Source organism: Pedobacter glucosidilyticus DSM 23534 (genome assembly GCF_000425145.1).
In the GTDB taxonomy this organism is placed as follows: Bacteria; Bacteroidota; Bacteroidia; order Sphingobacteriales; family Sphingobacteriaceae; genus Pseudopedobacter; species Pseudopedobacter glucosidilyticus.
The window spans coordinates 25,145-45,039 of record NZ_AULF01000012.1; the positions used below are offsets into that span (position 1 = coordinate 25,145).

The 19,895-nt window shown below is 33.6% G+C and carries 18 protein-coding genes and 1 tRNA gene; 7 read left to right on the forward strand and 12 right to left on the reverse strand.

Annotation, left to right across the window (positions count from 1 at the left end):
* Positions 1-255 precede the first annotated feature (255 nt).
* Positions 256-329: transfer RNA gene (locus H510_RS0104720), tRNA-Asn, on the reverse strand.
* 99 nt (positions 330-428) lie between these two features.
* Here H510_RS0104720 and H510_RS0104725 point away from each other — a divergent pair.
* A complete protein-coding gene (locus tag H510_RS0104725) occupies positions 429-1,349 on the forward strand; it encodes a PfkB family carbohydrate kinase (RefSeq protein WP_026903256.1) in 921 nt (306 codons plus the stop codon).
* Positions 1,350-2,015: 666 nt separating this feature from the next.
* Here H510_RS0104725 and H510_RS18270 read toward each other — a convergent pair.
* The 5 genes from H510_RS18270 to H510_RS0104755 form a co-directional block, all read right to left on the reverse strand.
* The gene (locus H510_RS18270) at positions 2,016-2,798 is read right to left on the reverse strand and encodes a carbonic anhydrase (RefSeq protein ID WP_211226545.1); all 783 of its coding nucleotides are present in this window, start codon (positions 2,796-2,798) and stop codon (positions 2,016-2,018) included.
* Positions 2,799-2,829: 31 nt separating this feature from the next.
* Complete coding sequence (locus H510_RS0104740; RefSeq protein WP_051291052.1) at positions 2,830-3,507, reverse strand: leucine-rich repeat domain-containing protein; 678 nt, start codon at positions 3,505-3,507, stop codon at positions 2,830-2,832.
* Between the two features lie 40 nt (positions 3,508-3,547).
* A complete protein-coding gene (locus tag H510_RS0104745) occupies positions 3,548-4,333 on the reverse strand; it encodes a prohibitin family protein (protein WP_026903258.1) in 786 nt (261 codons plus the stop codon).
* Between the two features lie 101 nt (positions 4,334-4,434).
* The gene (locus tag H510_RS0104750) at positions 4,435-5,802 is read right to left on the reverse strand and encodes a HAMP domain-containing sensor histidine kinase (protein ID WP_026903259.1); all 1,368 of its coding nucleotides are present in this window, start codon (positions 5,800-5,802) and stop codon (positions 4,435-4,437) included.
* Entirely contained in the window at positions 5,799-6,488 is a 690-nt protein-coding gene (locus tag H510_RS0104755) for a response regulator transcription factor (RefSeq protein ID WP_026903260.1), read from the reverse strand. The genes H510_RS0104750 and H510_RS0104755 overlap by 4 nt, the downstream gene beginning before the upstream one ends.
* Before the next feature lie 281 nt (positions 6,489-6,769).
* Here H510_RS0104755 and H510_RS19495 point away from each other — a divergent pair, with 281 nt between their 5' ends.
* Together H510_RS19495 and H510_RS0104765 are read left to right on the forward strand one after the other, a co-directional pair.
* Positions 6,770-7,117, forward strand: coding sequence for a hypothetical protein (locus tag H510_RS19495; RefSeq protein ID WP_051291053.1), 348 nt, complete (start codon positions 6,770-6,772; stop codon positions 7,115-7,117).
* An 81-nt stretch (positions 7,118-7,198) separates the two neighbouring features.
* Positions 7,199-7,735 (forward strand): ferritin, encoded by a 537-nt coding sequence (locus tag H510_RS0104765; RefSeq protein ID WP_026903261.1) that lies wholly within the window; start codon positions 7,199-7,201, stop codon positions 7,733-7,735.
* A 36-nt stretch (positions 7,736-7,771) separates the two neighbouring features.
* On the opposite strand, the gene H510_RS0104770 is transcribed toward H510_RS0104765, so the two are convergent.
* Genes H510_RS0104770 through folP form a run of 4 tightly spaced genes read right to left on the reverse strand, consistent with a single transcriptional unit; the run spans position 7,772 to position 10,434 of the window.
* The gene (locus H510_RS0104770; RefSeq protein WP_026903262.1) at positions 7,772-8,032 is read right to left on the reverse strand and encodes a (2Fe-2S) ferredoxin domain-containing protein; all 261 of its coding nucleotides are present in this window, start codon (positions 8,030-8,032) and stop codon (positions 7,772-7,774) included.
* Positions 8,029-8,712 (reverse strand): metallophosphoesterase family protein, encoded by a 684-nt coding sequence (locus H510_RS0104775; RefSeq protein WP_026903263.1) that lies wholly within the window; start codon positions 8,710-8,712, stop codon positions 8,029-8,031. Before H510_RS0104775 ends, H510_RS0104770 begins: the two co-directional genes overlap by 4 nt.
* Positions 8,713-8,730: 18 nt before the next feature.
* On the reverse strand, positions 8,731-9,522 hold the full coding sequence (cdaA, locus tag H510_RS0104780; protein ID WP_026903264.1) for a diadenylate cyclase CdaA: 792 nt from the start codon (positions 9,520-9,522) through the stop codon (positions 8,731-8,733).
* 51 nt (positions 9,523-9,573) lie between these two features.
* Positions 9,574-10,434 (reverse strand): dihydropteroate synthase, encoded by an 861-nt coding sequence (folP, locus tag H510_RS0104785; protein ID WP_036691959.1) that lies wholly within the window; start codon positions 10,432-10,434, stop codon positions 9,574-9,576.
* Between the two features lie 182 nt (positions 10,435-10,616).
* Between folP and H510_RS0104790 the strand changes: the two genes are divergently transcribed.
* The 4 genes from H510_RS0104790 (at position 10,617) to H510_RS0104805 (ending at position 16,154) form a co-directional block, all read left to right on the forward strand.
* On the forward strand, positions 10,617-11,093 hold the full coding sequence (locus H510_RS0104790) for a DUF1599 domain-containing protein (RefSeq protein WP_051291062.1): 477 nt from the start codon (positions 10,617-10,619) through the stop codon (positions 11,091-11,093).
* A gap of 18 nt (positions 11,094-11,111) precedes the next feature.
* Positions 11,112-12,272: a BT_3928 family protein gene (locus H510_RS0104795; protein WP_026903267.1), complete on the forward strand. Its 1,161-nt coding sequence runs from the start codon at positions 11,112-11,114 to the stop codon at positions 12,270-12,272.
* Positions 12,273-12,274: 2 nt separating this feature from the next.
* On the forward strand, positions 12,275-12,793 hold the full coding sequence (locus tag H510_RS0104800; RefSeq protein ID WP_026903268.1) for a shikimate kinase: 519 nt from the start codon (positions 12,275-12,277) through the stop codon (positions 12,791-12,793).
* An 817-nt stretch (positions 12,794-13,610) separates the two neighbouring features.
* Positions 13,611-16,154 (forward strand): glycoside hydrolase family 2 protein, encoded by a 2,544-nt coding sequence (locus tag H510_RS0104805; RefSeq protein WP_162143056.1) that lies wholly within the window; start codon positions 13,611-13,613, stop codon positions 16,152-16,154.
* A gap of 269 nt (positions 16,155-16,423) precedes the next feature.
* Here the strand turns inward: H510_RS0104805 and H510_RS0104810 are convergent, their stop codons facing one another.
* Together H510_RS0104810 and H510_RS0104815 are read right to left on the reverse strand one after the other, a co-directional pair.
* Positions 16,424-17,665, reverse strand: coding sequence for an endo-1,4-beta-xylanase (locus H510_RS0104810; protein WP_026903270.1), 1,242 nt, complete (start codon positions 17,663-17,665; stop codon positions 16,424-16,426).
* Positions 17,666-17,754: 89 nt separating this feature from the next.
* Positions 17,755-19,869 (reverse strand): GLUG motif-containing protein, encoded by a 2,115-nt coding sequence (locus H510_RS0104815; RefSeq protein ID WP_026903271.1) that lies wholly within the window; start codon positions 19,867-19,869, stop codon positions 17,755-17,757.
* Positions 19,870-19,895 lie beyond the last annotated feature (26 nt).

Sequence of the window (19,895 nt, forward strand, 5' to 3'; positions counted from 1 at the left end):
CGCAAAGTTCATTTCGATAACTATTATAAAGGCCCATGCGAAGATTGGTTGACTGAACTTCTGCTACATGAGGTGCCAACACCTGAGATTGCTCTCTTAGTGAACGTTCAAATAAAGGTTTGAATTTATCACGTACCATATAATCAAAGATACAAAAAACGAAATAAAAACAAAAGCCCATCACTTTCGGCGATGAGCTTTGTAAAATTCTAACAGCTTCCTTGAGTAAAGTTGAATTGTACCCAACTTTTCAAGCTCCCGAAGCTGGGCTCGAACCAGCGACCCTCTGATTAACAGTCAGATGCTCTAACCAGCTGAGCTATTCGGGAATTTTAAGCATTTATTTATGCTTCTGGTTAAGGGACTGCAATATTCGGGATTTTAAATTTATTATGCAATATTTGTAAAAACTTTTTTGAAGATAATATATGAGCTTAGTTGTTATAGGTACTGTGGCTTTTGATGCTATAGAAACTCCGTTTGGTAAAACCGATAAAATTGTAGGTGGTGCAGCTACTTATGCTAGTTTAGCAGCCTCTTATTTTTATAAAAAAACAAAAATTGTGGCTGTTGTAGGTGAGGATTTTCACCAGGAAGACATCAACAGCATTAAAGAGCATGGTATTGATGTAGAAGGCTTACAAGTAAAAAAAGGAGAGAAATCTTTTTTCTGGGCTGGTAAATATCATAATGATATGAACAGCCGCGATACTTTAGCCACTGAGTTAAATGTTTTAGCTGATTTTGACCCTATCATTCCAGAATCTTACCAAGATTGCGAGTTTTTAATGTTAGGTAATTTAACGCCGCAAATACAACAAACCGTTATCAAAAGGTTAAAAAACAAACCTAAGCTGATTGTGATGGATACCATGAATTTTTGGATGGATATTGCCATGGATGATTTATTGGAAACCATTAAAATGGTAGATGTTTTAACTATTAATGATGCCGAAGCTCGACAATTATCGGGTGAATATTCTTTGGTTAAAGCGGCAAATAAAATATTAACCATGGGCCCTAAATACTTGATTATCAAAAAAGGAGAACATGGCGCATTATTATTTCATGAAGACCAGATATTCTCTGCTCCGGCTTTACCTTTAGCAGAAGTTTTTGATCCAACCGGTGCTGGTGATACTTTTGCAGGTGGTTTTATTGGGTTTTTATCACAAGTAGGTACTGTAAATTTCAATAACATGAAAAATGCCATTATCTATGGCTCTGCCCTAGCATCTTTCTGCGTAGAAAAATTTGGTACCGAGCGTATTAAGAACTTAACTCAGGAAGAAATAGCTGCTAGAGTACAAGAATTTGTAAGGCTAAGTAGCTTTGTTATTTCTAAATAAGATTTTAAAAAAAAGAGGCAGTCTCAAAAATCATATTTGTCACATTGAGCGGACCTTTGTTGTCATCCTGAGCGAAGTATAAGGATAAGAAAAGGCTTCGACTCCGGTACCATTGACGCTATTTATAAATGTTTAAAAATTAGGCATTCACCCACTAGCTTTCCGGCCTCTTGACCGGCCATGTCAAGGTACTTTTTTCCGCAAAAAGTACCCAAAAACTCTCCGCTGCGCCGCTTGCTTCTAAAGGTTCTACTACGGCTAATCCTGTAGAAGCCGCAACCGCCAAGGCGGAATTGGGCGTAAACGGTCGTTAATGCTTAGGCAGGACTATCGAAATACTTAAACACGTCATTTCATATTGATTTATATGAAATGTATTAGACCTCAGCCTGACACAAAGTGATGATTTGAGACAGCCTACTAACACACTAACCAATTTATTTTATTTGAAGAAGATATAAAGTATCTCTTTAATTTCTTGATCTTAAAAAAAGAGGCAGTCTTGATGGGCAAGACCGCCTCTTAACACTTAACTAACTTATCGCATTTATTTGGAGTATGAAGAAGATTTATCTTGCTCTTTAAAACTATTCTTTGGTATCTCTTTAGCAGAACTTAAAAAAGAGGCAGTCTCGCTTATCAAGACCACCCCTATAACACACTTAACTAACTTTTCTTTTTTACTTTATGCTGAGGAAGATTCAATAAAGTCTCCTGTAAAAATTCTACTTTACCTGTATGTATATCATAAACGGCACCTACAATTAAAATCTCTCCTTCTACATACTTTTTATGTAAAATAGGTTCTAAATCTCTTAAATGATTTACTTGTTCAATTACATTTTGACGAACTGCGTTATTCACAGGATCGCCCGGTAAATGCGCACATTTGGCAACTGCCGGTTTTATATCATTAATAAGGGTAACAATATGCCCTGGTACATTTTCTGGTCTTTGTACGGCTGCTGCTACTGCCCCACACTCGGTATGCCCTAAAACTACAATGAGTTTTGTATTAAGCTTTAAGGCAGCAAACTCCATACTTCCATAAGACGCAGCTGCCGAAACCTGCCCTGCCGTACGGATGATAAATAAATCTCCCAAACCCTGATCAAAAATAACCTCATTGGGCACTCTAGAATCAGAACATCCTACTATGGTAGCAAATGGCTTTTGTCCGTTTTCTAATTCTTTAATGGTTTGTGCATCTTGTCTTGGCTTAATACTTTTACCTTCAACAAATCTTTTATTACCGCCCATTAACTTCTTTAAGCCTAGGCGTGGGTCGGCATAGGCAGAATCTCTGTTGATAACATAATGCTCTGCTCGCCATTTTACCGAATCTATTTTAGCAACTACTTTACTACTGCTTTTTCTATTGGATTGTGCTTGTACACTTAAACTTGCTATAAACAAGCATATTAAGGTGATATAATAATTGATTTTCATTGTCTTGCTATTAAAGTGTATTTTAATGAGTTTAAAAATTAATCTTTAGTCCGCCATAATTTCTTTTGATAACATTTGTAGGAATAATAGGATTATGATGCACATCCAAAAATTTCAATTTCTTGAGTTCTTTAAGCTCTACCGGTATGGCTTCTAATTTATTGTCTCCTAAATACAAAGCCTCTATTTTCTGAAGTTTATTGATATTTTTTGGTAGAACGCGAATTCCATTATTCTCTAAATGCAATATTTTGAGGTTTTTCATCCTACCTAAAATCTCTAAATCTTCTTCCAACTGTAGATTTTTCTCTTTATCCAGATACAACTCGGTAAGATTTTTTAAAGCGTCAAAGTTTTTAGGAAGCAAGGCAATCTCATTATCCCCAATATCCAACACTTTTAAGTTTTGAAGTGTGGTAACCTCAGGTGGAACACTAGATAAATGGGTATTCCTGAGATTTAAATATTGCAGATTTTTAAACTTGGCAATCTCCTCTAAATGATCAAGCTGTTGGTTTTGTAAGTTTAACCTAAACACCTTTTCAGGCTCTTTCAAAGCCTCCTCTAGGGTATTATACTCTTTAACTGTTACTTGGGCATCAGCCTTATGAGGCAATACCGCCAGTAAAACACATACGATAATGATTAATAATTGTAAGTAATCATACACTGTAAACCGCTGTAAGAAAGGTTCTTTTTTAGGTCTCATGATTATTTATTTTAGAGATTGCTGTGTTTTACTTTAAAAGCTACTTATCTTCTGTATTTAAAATGATAGGCGAATCTCCGTTGGTGATAATGGTTTTAGCATTTGGAGATGTAGATAGCTTATTAAAAGCCTCTATAGCCTTAAATCTTAATAGCATCGGAGATAAACCTTCTGAAATAATTTTTTGAGCATCTCTTACACCTTCGGCCTCAATGGTTCTACGTGTAGCTTCTTGGCGTTCTTTATCCAAGATAAATTGCATTCTTTGTGCATCCTGTTCTGCTTCCAGCTTTTCTTCAATAGCTTTGGTTAAACCCGGAGGCAATACGATACTCTTTAATAGTACCGATTCTATCACAAACCCTCTGCTTTGTAATTGCGACATCATCAACTCTTTAATAGATTTTTCTATCAAAGTTCTTTGGCCAGTGTGCATATCTTTTGCAAAGTATTGAGAAGAAACATCAGCCACGGCAGATCTAAATACGGGTATGATAACTACCTGCTCATAACTTTTACCCAAGTTTTCTACGATTTTAGGACCATAATCGCCAACCAACCTATATAAAATAGATACTTCTGATTGTACGGTTAAACCTTCTTTTGATGGCAATGGCAAGCGTACTTCCATATTAATGGTACGTGTTGGCAGCTTTATAATGGTAGTTGTAAAGGGATTAAATACCCTTGCACCTTCCATTAAAGGTTTTGGATTTATTTTACCAAAAGAGCGTTTAACACCAATCTCACCTTGTTTGATGATGGTACAACTACTTAATGATGCTACCGCCAGGCATGCTGAAAATAAAATAACTTTAGTTTTCATCTTATTAAAATTTAGATTACACATTCATTTTCTTTTATAGTGTAAACATAAATTTCTCTTATTAGACTAAACTTAAGCTGATATTAGGATGAGCTTAGAATTTATTGAGGATTTCCTTTCGGTAAGAACAAAATAAACTCTACAAATTCTGCTTCTTCTAAATGGACGTTTAAATGACCTTTATGGATATCAATTATCCTCTTGGTAAGCGATAAGCCTACACCATGTCCTTTTACGTTTTTAGAATTTGAGCCTCTAATAAAGGGATCAAAAATGATATCATTACTTAAATTCAAAGGCATGTTTAATTTGTTCTGAAATTTTATCTGAATTTCTTCCTTTAAAGTAAGCAATTTGATATGCGCCATTTGGTCTGAAGCAAATTTTACAGCATTTTCTATAAGATTAATAAAAGCACTGTATATCAAACTTTCATTAGCGTAAACTTCCGGTAAATAATCTTCATGATCATCCAAATGCAGGTAAATTTTACTCTCAGGGTATTTTTTATGAACCTCGGCCTTAGCTTGTATTAATAAGTCTACCACGTTAAGCAGGCTTGTTTTAATTTTGATATCATCAACATCAATACTATTTAGTTCTAATAAATTATTGGTGAGGATATTGAGTTGATTTACATCCTCTAAAACAGATTTTGCCATGCTGCGTAGTTCTTCAACATTATCATTGGCAAGCAAAGAAACTTGAATTTGCCCTGTAATAGCTGTTAAGGGTGTTCTTAACTCGTGTGAAGCATGAGACACAAAAGCCCTCTGTTTATGAAAAGCCTTTTGCAAACGGTCTAACATTTCGTTAAAACGTTGTGCCAACTGCCCCAATTCATCTTTTTTACTTCTTTGGCTAAGTCTTAAACTTAAATAAGACGCATGGATGGCATCTATTTCTTTAATCATTTGTTGCATAGGTTTAAGCAAGCCTCCTGCAAAAAATCTTCCTAAAATAGCGCTTAAAGCAATCAATAAAATACTCCCGAAACTAAGTAAAATAGCTAAATTATGTTGTTTGCTTAAGCCATATTGATCTACTGCTGATACGATAACAATATAATCTTGAGCCCGATTTTTAATGATCATTCCAAATTCTTCTACCTCACCTTCTTCCCAAAAAACTTCTTGGTTGAGTTTTATCTCTCGTAATTTGGACGGAGAATAGCTGTTATTTTTTAATCCACTTTGATAGATTATCTTATCCTGAGCATTAAAAATAACAATGTTTTCTTTACTAAGTGCGGTCATCTGATTACGACTTAGTATTTTAAGTAAATCAGGACTTACTTCTTCTTTATTAAAGACAATGGTAGCGGCAGTTAAAGCTTCTCTTTTTAGCCGAGTTTCAAATTCAGATTGCCGGTAAACATCACTTAAAAAGTAAATGGTTACGCAAAAAACCAATAATAAAACGGTAACGATGCTTAAAAATAAGACCGTCATTTTGGTTCTGATTGTCATTTCTGTTTTAAAATATAACCCATTCCTACTACAGTATGGATAAGTTTGTTTTGATGCCCTTTATCTACTTTATTACGGATATAATTGATATAAACTTCAACAAAATTGGTTCTGGTATCAAAATTAATATCCCAAACCTTTTCGGCCAACTCTATTTTAGAAACCACTTTACCCTTGTGTAGCATTAAATATTCTAGCAAACTAAACTCTCTGGCGGTAAGCTCTATTTCTTTACCTGCTCTACGGGCAATTTTTTCGTTTAAATCTAGTTCTAAATCTGCTACTTGTAAAATTTCTTGTTGCTTAATCTTCTCGGGATAATACTTCAAAAGTGATTTTACCCTTACCAAAAGCTCCATAAAATCAAAAGGCTTAACCAAATAATCATTAGTACCAACCTCAAAACCTGATAATTTATCAGCCAAGCTTCCCATTGCAGTTAACATCAAAATAGGAATCCTGTTATCGCTTTTTCTAATTTGCTCGCAAACTGCCAAACCACTCATATCTGGCAAACCAATATCCAATATCACCAAATCATAATGGTTTTGATTAAAAAGACTAAGTGCCTGAAAACCACAATCTGCAATATCACTAGAGAAATCTTGAGTTTGTAACCCTTTATGAATAAAGGCTGCTACCTTTACCTCATCTTCTACAATGAGTATATTTTTTTTTTCTAACATGTTTGTACAGCATTAAGATGTTTTGATGAAGATTAAAATGCTCTTGTATATCATCCTCAAAAACAACATAAAACTAATTGATTAAATTAGGTAGAAATTATATCAACCTTAGAAATATATTAGAATTTATTTCTATCCGGGTAAAAATCATGAATCTAACGTTCTGCTTAATCGTAATGGCACTTTCTTTACTTAGGTTCATCCTCGTTCAAAAAAGTTATTTATCATCATTTTAAAATTAATTTGGATTAGTTCTAAATAAAACAGAAATTTGAAGTTCTATGAATCAACTAGCGCAAATTACACAAACAGAAGTCTTTAGCACCAATTTTGGCTCTATTAGTCATTGCCCTAGAACAGATTTACTGACTTTAACATTTTCAGGCAAAACGGTTACTTATAAATATCCTTGTTTACAAAGGCTAAATAAAGTTATTAACCAAGTTGATTTAGCTAAAATGACTGATGCTAGCCACTCTGGCTTAGAGATTATTTTCTTGTGCGGTGCCGAGGATTGCTTTGTATTAGATATTCATGAAATTTTAGGGCTTAAAGATTTATTACATGGTACTTTTACCATGTTTAACTTAAACAGCACTATTAAAGACTGCCTTCAAAGAGTCATCTGATAATTAGATTAACTCCAAATTACTTTTCTAATCTGCTTACGGTGTAATATTTGTTATATTTAGGATATAAAAATTTACATCATGAAAGATTTAGTACGTCATAAAAGTTTACTTTCTACCGAAATAGAAAGCAGCTTAAATCAGCAAATAAAAAAAGAAGCTCATTCATCATCTCTATATTTAGCTATGGCTTCTTGGTGTGATAGAAATGGTTTTGATTGTTCTGCTCAATATTTCTATGATCAATCAGAAGAAGAGCGTAAGCACCAAATGAAATTATTTCATTACGTTTTAGATATGGGTGGTACAGCTATTTCGCCAGACATCAATAATATCAAAATTGAGTATATGAGCTTTAGAGAGGTTTTTGAGGATGCGTTAGAACAAGAGATAGCTATTACACAATCTTTTAAAAATATTGCTGCAAAATGCCATAAAGAACAGGATTTTGTAACCTTAGAGTTTTTAAACTGGTTCTTTAAAGAGCAACGCGAAGAAGAATTTAAAGCAAGAAGAGCTTTAGAATTGTTTGATTTAATTGGTGAAGCCGGAACTGGTCGTTGGGAAATTGATAGACATATAGCTAAAATAAAATATAGCGAAGGTGAAGAAGCTTAAAAAGCTCTAAACCAACATTAAAAAAGCGATAAAAAATTATCGCTTTTTTAGTTTTAGCTCATCTAAAGTTTTGAAAACTTGCTTTTCTGTATATTCTTTAAGCCAGATATTTTGAGGTTGTAGGTTTAAAATGGGGGCAAACTTGCATCTATCGGTACATTCTATCCTAATAACTTCTGTATCTGTATGTTTTACATAAGATTTTAAAGATTTATAACAATCCTTACCACCTCTTTTAGCACATTTGCTTCCGGTACAAACGTAAATGATGTTTTCTGGTTCGTAAAACTTACTCATGCTATGGTATGTATTTCTTCGCAACTTACCTCATCCAGAGGATATGTTTTTTGCTCTATCAAATCTTTAATTTCTCCTTTGGCATTAACCACTATTGCAGAAAGTTTGTTGCATTTATATGCGCCAGTATCTATACAGATAGCATTGGCAGCTTCGTCATATTTAGCTTTTTCTGCGGGTGTATGCCCATAAACCTGTAATTGTGGAAGTCTTTTTATACCGTTTCTTTGATACAAAACACTATCTACATGATCTGGATTAAAGGGTTCTGCTGTTTCACAAACGCCGGCATGGCTTACCAATAAATGAGGCGTTTGGTAATACAAAGGCATTTTTTTAAACAACTCGGCATCAGGCTCTATTCTTCTGCCATGATATAAATACTGAGAAAATGTTTTCTCTCCAGATTTTTGAAACCACTCTTCGTTATACTGGTTAAGTACATGTTTGTAAAAATACTCTTCGTGGTTACCTCTAATAAAAACGCTATCAGGTTCTTCATCTTTAAGATTAAAAGCCAGTTCTACTACTTGCGGACAAAAATTACCATGGTCTACCAAATCTCCAACAAAAATAAGCTGTTGTGTATTGGGTTTCCATTTTTTTAATAAAGCTTGTAAAGTATGTAAACACCCATGAACGTCTCCTACAATAAAGTGTTCTTTTTTCTTTTTCGGCATGAACTTGTATGAAAAATATTAATTGAAATCTTTATTCAACAAACGTTCCAAATCAGTAAAACTAATATTCATTTTCACCCTCCCCTGCTGTGCATAAGAAATCTCGCCTGTTTCTTCAGAAACGATTAAGGCAGTAGCCTCGCTAGACTCGGTTACGCCTATTCCGGCCCGGTGTCTTAAACCAAATTGCGGTGGCAACTTATCATTCTCTGTTAAGGGTAAAATACAGCTGGCAGATTTTATTTTGTTTTCTGATATGATAACGGCACCATCATGTAAAGGACTATGTTTTTGAAAAATACTTTCCAATAAACGTTTAGAAATTTTTGCATCCATCATTTCACCACTATTGGCAAAAGCATCTTGATCAAAGTATTTTGCAAAAACAATTAAAGCGCCTGTTCTTGTCTTTTTCATAGATTTGCAGGCATCAATTATGGGTTTAATTTTGGCCATATTGTTTTTCTCGAGCTCTTCCTTACCAAACATCAGCTTTAGCCAAATCTTATTTTTTAAAGATATATTTTTACCAATAGTAAGTAAAAACCTTCTAAACTCTTGTTGAAAAACAATGATTAAAGCAATAAAACCTACACTAACAAAACTGCCCAAAATACCTGCAAGCAATTTCATGTTCAATTGCTCTACTACAAAATAAACCACATAAATCAGGATGAAACCTATAAAAATATTAACGGCAATAGTCCCTCTTATTAAATTGTAGATGTAATAAATGATAATAGCTACTAAAAGTATGTCGATTACATCTAATACGGTAAGTTTTAAAAAGCTAAAGTCGAGAAAATCCATATTTTAATATTGTGCTCTCGTAATTTATCAAAAATTATTGAAAAATTGCGGCTATTGTGCTTTAAGGTAGGTTTGATAAAGGCTAATACTCTCTTTTGCCGCCTTCACATCATGAACTCTTAAAATAGCTGCTCCGTTTTGTAATGCTAAAGTATTTAAAACTGTGGTACCATTTAATGCTTCTTCTGCTGTGGTATTAAGCGTTTTCCAAATCATTGATTTTCTGGAAAGGCCTGCTAAAACAGGAAAGCCTAAGATTTTAAAAGTAGCCAAATGCTTTAATAAACTAAAGTTTTGGGTAATGTCTTTGGCAAAGCCAAAACCTGGGTCTATCATGATGTCATGCACCCCATAAGCTTTTAATTGCTGAATTTTAGTTGAGAAATAATACATCATCTCTTCCATCATATCTTCATAATGGGTTTGAGATTGCATATTTTGAGGTGTACCTTTCATGTGCATCAAGATGTAGGGGACTTTTAGTTTCCCCACAGTTTCAAACATCTTTAGGTCTAAATTACCACCTGATATATCATTAACGATATGCGCACCAGCATGTATAGCTTTTTCTGCCACACCAGCCCTAAAGGTATCAATAGAAACAAAAGCTTGCTTAAATTCTTTACTGATGAGTGTTACTGCTGGTAAAAGTCTGGCTTCTTCCTCGGCTTCGCTTATATCTTGCGCTCCTGGTCTTGATGAATAGGCTCCTAAATCTAAAAAATCTGCCCCTTCGGCAAGCATTTTTTCTGCCTGTTTAAGAATTTCATGGTTAGTATTTACCCTACTGCCAGAAAAAAAAGAATCTGGCGTGATATTGATAATCCCCATAACCATAGGTTCACTTAAATCCATCAATTCTCCGCCAATATTTAATGTGTTTTTTACCTGAAGCCTTGTATCTTTAACCATTATTTTAAATATAAATACCAACAGAGCCCTCTTTCATCTATAATCATGATAAATAAAGGGCAGAATTTTTAAAAGCAACAAAATAGCCATAATTTTACGATTTAAATAAACCCGATATCAGATTGGCAGCTCAAACATCAACACAATACGACGCAGTAATAAAGGTATGTAAAGACCTTTTCATGAAAAAAACCCGTGATTATGGTACCGCCTGGAGAATTTTACGTCCATCTTCTATAACAGATCAAATTTTTATTAAAGCGCAAAGAATAAGAACTTTAGAGGAGAAAAAAGTGAGTAAAGTTGGTGATGATATTAAGGGAGAATATATCGGTATCATCAATTACTGTATTATAGCTATGATACAGCTAGAGCTTGACGATAGTGCTACTACCGAGCTTGAACCTAGTATTGTAGAAGTTAATTTTGACCAAAAAGTTACCGAAACAAAAGAGCTGATGTTTGCCAAAAACCATGATTATGGCGAGGCCTGGAGAGATATGCGTGTAAGCTCTTTAACAGATTTAATCTTGATGAAAATTTTACGTGTTAAACAAATTGAAGATAACAAAGGGCAAACAGAGGCTTCTGAAGGTGTAAAAGCTAATTATCAAGATATGATGAATTACGCTATTTTTGCATTGATTAAATTGTCTTAACTGATAAGCTCTTAACCTATGTTACATCATAAATACATCCTTTTATTTAGTCGGATATTTGTTGGTCTCCTTTTTATTTTCTCAGGACTCATCAAATTAAACGACCCTTTAGGTTTTTCTTACAAACTGGAAGAATATTTTGAAGTTTTCCATGTTGTTTTTTTAAACCCAATTTCAGTCTATCTATCTATCTTTTTATGCGCTCTTGAAGTGGTATTAGGGGTGTTTTTACTAACTGGCATATCTTCTAAAAAGGTAAGTTGGGGTTTATTGTTATTGATTATATTTTTCACTTTCTTAACTTTTTATTCGGCAGCTTTTGATGTAGTAAAAACCTGTGGCTGTTTTGGTGATGCTATACCTTTAACACCTTGGCAATCTTTCAGTAAAGATTTAATCTTACTGGTCTTTATCATTTACATCTTCTTTAATAAAGCGCATATTAAACCTGTAGCAACAGAAAAATCTGGCCGAACAGCCATTATCTCTTTAACCATTGGCTTAACCATATTATTTGGCATCTATACTTATGCCTATTTACCTATTATAGATTTTTTACCTTATAAAGTTGGCGCTAATATTCCGGATGCGATGCGTATACCTGAAGGTGCGCCACAAAATGAGTATGAAATTATCTATACCCTAAAAAACAAGAAAACTGGCGAGCAACAGGAAATGAGCGATAAAAAGTATCTGGAAACTAAAATTTATGAAAATCCGGATTGGGAGTTAATCAGTTCATCAGAACCTAAGCTTATAAAACAAGGCTATCAACCAAAAATAAGCGATTTAAATATTTACGATTCGCAAGGTGTAAGCTATACCAAAGAGTTGGTAGAAAACCCATACTACAATTTAATTGCGGTTGGTTGGAAGTTAGATAAAACTAATAAAAAAGCTGCTGGAGATATTAATGCTTTGGCTATAAATGCTGCTGAAAATTTTAATATCCGTACGGTTTGGCTAACAGCAAATTCTGCTACAGATGCCGAAAAGTTTATCAAAGAAAATAAATTGGTAATGGAATTTTTTTATGCCGATGCTGTACCGCTTAAAAGTATGGTAAGGGCTAATCCGGGCTTGATTCTACTAAAAAATGGTACTGTAATCAATAAATGGTCATCTAATGCTTTGCCCAATTATAACCATTTAGTAGAACAATACTTCAGTAAAAACTAAAGATGAAAATATTCTTAATAGGTTTTATGGGTTGCGGAAAATCCAGAATGGGTAAAAACCTTTCGGCCAAAATAAACCGCCCTTTTATAGATTTAGACACTTTAATAGAAAGTACACAGCATAAAACTGTACCTGAAATTTTTACTGAACTAGGTGAGAATGGTTTCAGAGAAATTGAGTGTGATTTACTGCAAAATAGCGCTATTGCTGATGACGCTATAATTTCTACCGGTGGTGGTGCGCCTTGTTTCTTTGATAATATGGATTGGATGAACGCCAATGGGCTAACCATTTTTATTGACCCACCTGTTAAGGTTTTAGCAGATAGATTGATAAACGCCAAAACCGAGCGCCCTTTAATAAAAGGTAAAAGCTTTGATGAGCTGGTTTTGTTTGTTGAAGATAAACTAAAAGAACGCAGACCTTTTTACGAGAAAGCACAAATTTCTTTACATGGAGTGAGCTTAACACCAGAAATATTACTAGAAGAACTAGAGAAAAAAGGTATTAAACTGGTTTAAGCCAGTTATTATCTAATAATATTTTCACATGCATAGGATACATATTTTACACCTTCAATTTAGGAATTCCATAAGGATAATGTAATGCTGCCCTAAAGGGGAAATATGTTAGCTTTTTTTGATAAAATTCATTACATAAATCCTTTTGAACAACTCTTCTTGCTACTAAAGTAGTAATGTCAAGATTATTAAAGATAGCTGTTTCCTCATCAGCAGATCTTAGGTAAATATCTATCTGCTGATAATCCTTTCATGTGGACAAAAAAACATAGTCATGAAATCCCTGTAATAAAGCTACAAAAAAGGTCATTGCGCTTGATTCTGAGCTTCCAAAAGCAAATTAAAGTCTTTCATACAGGGCTTAATAAAGTATTAAGGTTTGTTAAAAGCCGCTACTGACATGGCTAAACCAGCATAAATGTTCTATTTATTCCAAATTGGGACCCTTCCCAAAAAACAGGAACAATCTCATAGAAAATCCAAGCTTTATTATTCGTTTATAGGTTTAAGACTTTGTATTTTTATTAAATAAACTATTTAATTATGGATTTTTGATTTTTTAGCTATAAAAGCGGAAGTATTTCAAAAATTTTTATAGCTATTACAGTAGCAAAATCAGGAATAAAAGCTGTTTTAATTCAAGACCGTTCAGCTACCATGGTATAATCATACAGACATATTTATCTTGGGTAAATACAGAAAGGGAAATTACCAAATCATGAAAAACTTATGAGTAGATATTCTGAATTAAAAAGCCATCAATGAATGTTCTAGCCACAATTTGTTGGGTTTTAATTTACAATTAATGTATAAAAAAATGATGAGATTACTAACTATATTTTTAATTGCTGGACTTTTAAAAACGGATGCCTATGCAGCTGTATCAGATACTATTTCTTTAAACGGTATCTGGAAATTTAAAACAGACCTTTATAAAAATGGCGAGCAGCAGAAATGGTATGATCCTAATTATTCAAAAGACAACTGGACAGGGATGGAAGTTCCTGGTAATTGGGATTTAAAGAATGAATTTTCTGACTATACAGGGGATGCTTGGTATAGTTTTACTTTTAAAGCCAATAACAGCTGGAACAATAAACATATAAGATTGGTTTTCGAATCTGTTTATAATGATGCTGAAGTTTGGCTTAATGGTAATAAAATTGGTGAGAACCATCTTGGTTTTCTTCAATTCTATTTTGATATTTCCAAACAATTCATAAATGGCGAAAAAAATGAAATTGTCGTAAAAGTTAATAATGTATTTAAACGTGGTGCTATTTGGAATTGGGGTGGTATTAGAAGGCCGGTTTGGCTAGAAATTACCGAACCACAACGAATTAATAGAATAGCTATAACCACAAATCCAGATTTAATAAAGCAAATAGCTACTGTTAATGTTAAAGCAGCAATTGCTAATTATTCCATCAAGCAATCAGAAATATCTTATAGTCTGGAGATTCTTTATCAGAATAAAAGTATTTACAATTCTGGTATCCCAAAGCCTATTGCTCTAAATGGTGGCGATAGTATAATACTATCAAAAGATGTAAATTTAACTAAAACAAATACTCATTTATGGCATTTTGATCATCCAGAATTATATACTGCAAAAGTGGCTATATATGAAGGGAAACAATTATTACATGTTTATAAAGATAGGTTTGGTATAAGAAAAATAGAAGTTGATGGTTTAAAGTTAAGGCTTAACGGAGAAGAGATCAGACCCGTTGGTTTCAATCTGGTACCTGAAGATCGAATTACTGGAAATACACTTCCATTTGATAGGATCAAGAAAATGGTAGACATGATGAAAGAAGCCGGAGCCAATATGGCAAGACTGAGCCACATGTCTCTACCTAAAGAATTTCTCGATTACTTGGATGAAAAAGGTATCATGATCTTCGAGGAAGTGTTTCTTTGGGGAAAGGACGCAATGGTAGACCCTTCACATCCACTACCAAAATTATGGCTAGAAAGATTAATCCGTCAAGAGTATAACCATCCTAGTATAATTGGATGGAGCGTAGGTAATGAAATAGGCTCTTTAGATAAAAATCCCTTAGCCAACGAATATATAAAAGTAGCTATAGAAAATGCTAAAAAATTAGATCCCCATAGATTGGCTGTTTATGTTTCAAACTCTGTATCCGTACAAGCAAATGACGCTTCTCAATATAGTGATTTGATTATGCTAAATAGTTATAGTAATTGGGTAAAAGCTGCGGAAAAAGCTCATGAATATTTTCCAGATAAGCCGATATTCTTCTCTGAATTTGGTGAGAATTTAACTACCGAAGATCCTAACGAGTCTATTATCGATTTCAATAAAATGTTAAAGGGAATTAAAGGTAAAGATTATATTATAGGAGCTTCATTATGGACATTAAATGATTATAGAAGTAGTTATTGGTCGCCAAGAAAAACATGGGAAACCCTCCCTTCACAAAACAGAACCTGGGGCGTAGTTAATACTTTTCTTCAAAAAAAGAAAAGTTACGCCGCTATTCAGAAAGCTTATTTACCATTTTCTTTAGTCAATTTAACTTATTCAGTGATAAACAATAAAGCTTCAGGCAAAATTACCTTAAAGGTGAATGAAAAATTGGATTTTCCAGCCTATCAATTAAAAGGATACCAAATTCTAGTAAAGGCTTTAACGTCTAATCGAGTTACACAAAATGCAGTAATTAAACTCCCATTATTAAGTCCTGGGGATGCAAATAAAACTTTTAATTATCAAATCAATCTATCAGAAGAATCAACAGCAGTTAAAATTAGCTTATCAGATCCTCAAAATTATTCACGATTTGATACTACCATATACATCAAAGAACCTTTAGATGTAATTATGAAATCTGTTCATACCAGTGCAGATGCAGCAAGAATTGTTTTTGAACCAAATCCTTCTGCAACACATTATACCCTAAAATATGGTATCGATAACCTGGAAAAGGAAAGTCTTGCAACCATTAACAATTTTGTACAGATTAATAATTTGAAGAGCAAAAGCAATTATCAGTTTCAGATTTTGGCGCACAACAATAAAGGAATCAAGGCTACAGAAATCAACGAATTTAGTTTAGATGAGGATGAATTACCTCCCATAATTTGGGCAGTTGAACCTGTAAAGAATGGCTTTTTTGTATCGTTTTCTGGTAATTCCCAAGATTACAGATACGAGATAAAATTTGGCGAAGAAGCTGGTAATTATACTAAACACCTAACCTTTAACAATTATGGTGTAATACAGATACCTGATTTGGATTCTTCAAAAACCTATTTTTTCAAACTTAGAAGAATTGTACAATGGGGGTTTGCAAGTGAATGGACAAATGAAGTTAGAGTAAAACCATTATAAGTCTTGTAAAACATTTATAATAATTCAATCAAGTATAAAATATCAACATATAATGTAATACTTAACTTTATAGCAGCTGCGAATCTCTTAAAATCTACAGTAAAATGGACTGAGAAAGAGCCTATTTGTAAGCGTAAAAAAAGCAAGCATTTTTTACATTGCTTGCTTTTTTATGATGAATGAAGAAAAATTATCTACAAACATTTAAATATCACATGTATTATTTTAAACAACAGTGAGCGCACTCAGAAACACTCACTGTTTAAATGCTATGGATTTAATAAAACAGCATAAGGATAATGTAATGCCGCTCTAAAAGTATAGTAAGTTGGCTTTTTTTGATAAAATTCATTGTATAAAGTTGCTTCCTCTTTTAAACCTAACCAAGAATCTTTATCACCAACGTTCCATAAAGTTATTCCCCAACGCTGTCCTATAGGAACAAGCTCTTGATAAGCCCTTGCAACTTTATAATATAAATCCTTTTGAACAACCCTTCTTGCTGCTAAAGTAGTAGCATCAAGATTGTTAAAAATAGTTGTATCCTCATTGGCAGATCTCAAAGAAATATCTAATTCAGAAATATGCACAAGTAACCCTGTAGTAGCCATTGAACTTATAGCACTTCTTACCTTAGCTATGGGAGTATTCCATTTAAGATGAAACTGCATTCCAATACCATTAATAAGAGGATCTCCTCCTTCTTTAATACTTCTTAATCTTAGAACTTTACTTCTAATAGAATCTAATTTTACTGTTTCCCATTCATGGCCATAATCGTTGTAGAATAATTTTAATCCATAATTACGATTAGCCCTAGCAGCTTGGCGAGCAAATCGATATGCTGAATCAAGATAACTATCACCTAAATACTTATGCCATATACTTCCAGGGTCGTTTCCATTTGGCAAAGAACGAAAATTTCCATTATCTCTTAATGCTTCATTAACTACATCCCAAGATTTAACAAGAGGAACGGAACCATTTTTGTAATTATTACTATAATATGTAATAGTTTTGAAAATGTGTCTTTTCATAATGTTCTTCAAAGTATCAGCTTTGGCTGATGAACTAATTGGTAAATTATCTACATCAGACACAAAAGTAGGTAGACCCGCATGCCATATTAAGGTGTGCCCATGAATTCTTTTATTACCATTTAATTGTGCTGAATCTGGTATTCTAGAATTAGTCCCAACAAAGTTCCATGTAAATTTACTAGGATTTAAGGCTTTCATCTTCATCTGAAACTCTGCTGTAACACTATTATATTCCTCTCTAGCTCTTTTAGAATATAATGAATCATTAAAATAACTCGTATTTAAGGCAACCCCTATTATAACGTTTTGATCAACATCCTTCAAAAATTCCGGAATAGAATCTGTAGTTTCATTAGTAGTTGTCACCATTTTTTGTGATGAACCTGTTTTGACTTCCTCTTTTATAGAACTTTTTTTACATCCGTACGAAAAGAGACATAAAACAATTATTATTCTTGATAAAACTTTCATATTTTAAATTTAGATGTGAATAAATACTTCTGAGTGTTCATAATTTACTAAAGCCCGTTAGAGCCGCTGATAAACGTATTTAGAATATATTAAAGCTTAATTATTTTCTTAGAAACTAAACCGTTTTTTCCTGATAAACTAATATTATAATAACCACTTGAATATTCCCTCATATCAACAATCTTTACATTATCATTTGGTCTAAGTTCAATTCTTTGCAAAATCCTTCCAGAAAAATCATATAAGATAAGCTGATTAAACATAGATTCTTGAAAGGAAATTGTTAAATATTCATTCGTGGGATTAGGATAAGTAGTAATTTCTTCTTTTTCAAGGTCAAAACTTATAACTTTATATCCAAGATTTTCTATCGAGCCATCATTATCTACTTGAATTAGTTCATAGTAATTATTCCCTGGTGCTGGTTTATCGTGAATAAAAGAATAGTTATTAATTTGATTAGAAAATTCTGAAGCATTTATCTTTCCTATTTCAATAAAATTCTTAGCATCTGTACTGTGCTTAATAATAAATTCTTTATTGTTATTTTCTGATAACGTAATCCATCTTAATTCTACCATATTTGATAAAGCTTTTGCTGTAAAACTTTTTAATACAATAGGTAAAGTAGTGTAGCTAAAAGAAGGATATCCGTTATTCAAAGAATTATCAATGGTCCAATAGTCATTAGACCCATTTGCTGTTTCGCCTGTGAAATCCCAACTTGCACTTGTATAAGTGAGTTGTGTTTTCATTTCTGCGGTTGTTTTACCGGTTCCGGTACCCATAGCACTTGTGATTAAACCACTAGTTTGTGTATCCCAAAAACAATTGGTTATTACTGCAAAGTTATAAGTTGAAAAACCCCCACGGTTTGCAGTTACTGCTCCGCCAGCTACAGAACCAGTTGAATAACAATTTATAAAAGAAAAATTACTATTTAAAACAGATCCCCTTATACGGCCAACAAAGCCAGCAACTCCAATATTAGTACCATTATTACTTGGTGCCGTAACATTTCCCTTAGCGTAACAATTTTGGATAGATCCTATCACGTCTGGATTTATAGCACCAACAAACCCACCTAAGGAGCCTTGTGTCGTCGCTGTTAAAGTTGCAGAACCTGTTGCAAAACATAAAGAAATAGTAGGTGAGCCAAGTAAATTTCCTATTAAACCACCACAGTTCCTTCCAGAACCTGTAACATTACCGGTCGCTTTACTTTTAGTAATTGTTGAAGTACCGGAGACATCGCCTATTAATCCGCCACAACTAGCTGCTCCAGAGCCATCGGCAACACTTCCAGAAGCAGTAGTTGCCCCAGATGCGCTACAATCTGATAATGTTACACTAATAGCTTGTCCTAATAAACCTCCTACAGAAAATTGGCCTGATATTGCCCCATTAGCATAACAATTAGAAATATTTGTATTAATATTTGCGAACCCTACTAAACCTCCTATTCTCTCTCCAGAACCGATGACAGTTCCTGTTGTATAGCTATTTCTAATAAAACCAGCAGTGCCTACAGTCAGAACTGATGTTTCTCCAATAAGGCCTCCAATTCTGTTCACTCCAGTTACATTAGCTGTAGAGTAGCAACCATCTATATTATTGTTAGATGATATACCTATCAAACCGCCTGTTGATGAAGTTGAAGCAGCATTACCAGTTACAGTACCGGTAACATAAACATCATTAACAGTACCTATAGCTGTACTGATACCATCCCCAAGTCTACCAGCTAATCCACCAACCAAGCCCCGACCAGTTATACTTACAGCCAATAGTCCTAAATTACTAATTGATGAACCATTAGCAAAACCAAAAAGCCCTTGATAATCTGTATTGGGTCTATTAATATTTATACCACTAATTGTACGGTTATTCCCATTAAAGTTTCCTGTAAATTTTGTTGTGGCATCGCCAATGGGTAGCCATCCCGTATTAGTATTAGCTGTAGATGAGGCGTAGGTAGCATAGTCTGCACTGTTTTCGTCTAAACTGTTTATCAAAATGTAATTTGCGCTTAAGTTTAATCGAACATTACTGAGCTGCTCCCATGTTGTAATTTGATAAGGATCACCCATAGATCCTGTTCCGCCTGCATATTGAGCTTTTACTTTTTGAGTTAAAGCAGTTAAAAGTATGCTAGCCACTATAAAAAGCTTGGCACTCAATTTAAAATGTATTAATCTTTTCATAAAATTATTGTTTAAGTTTATTATAA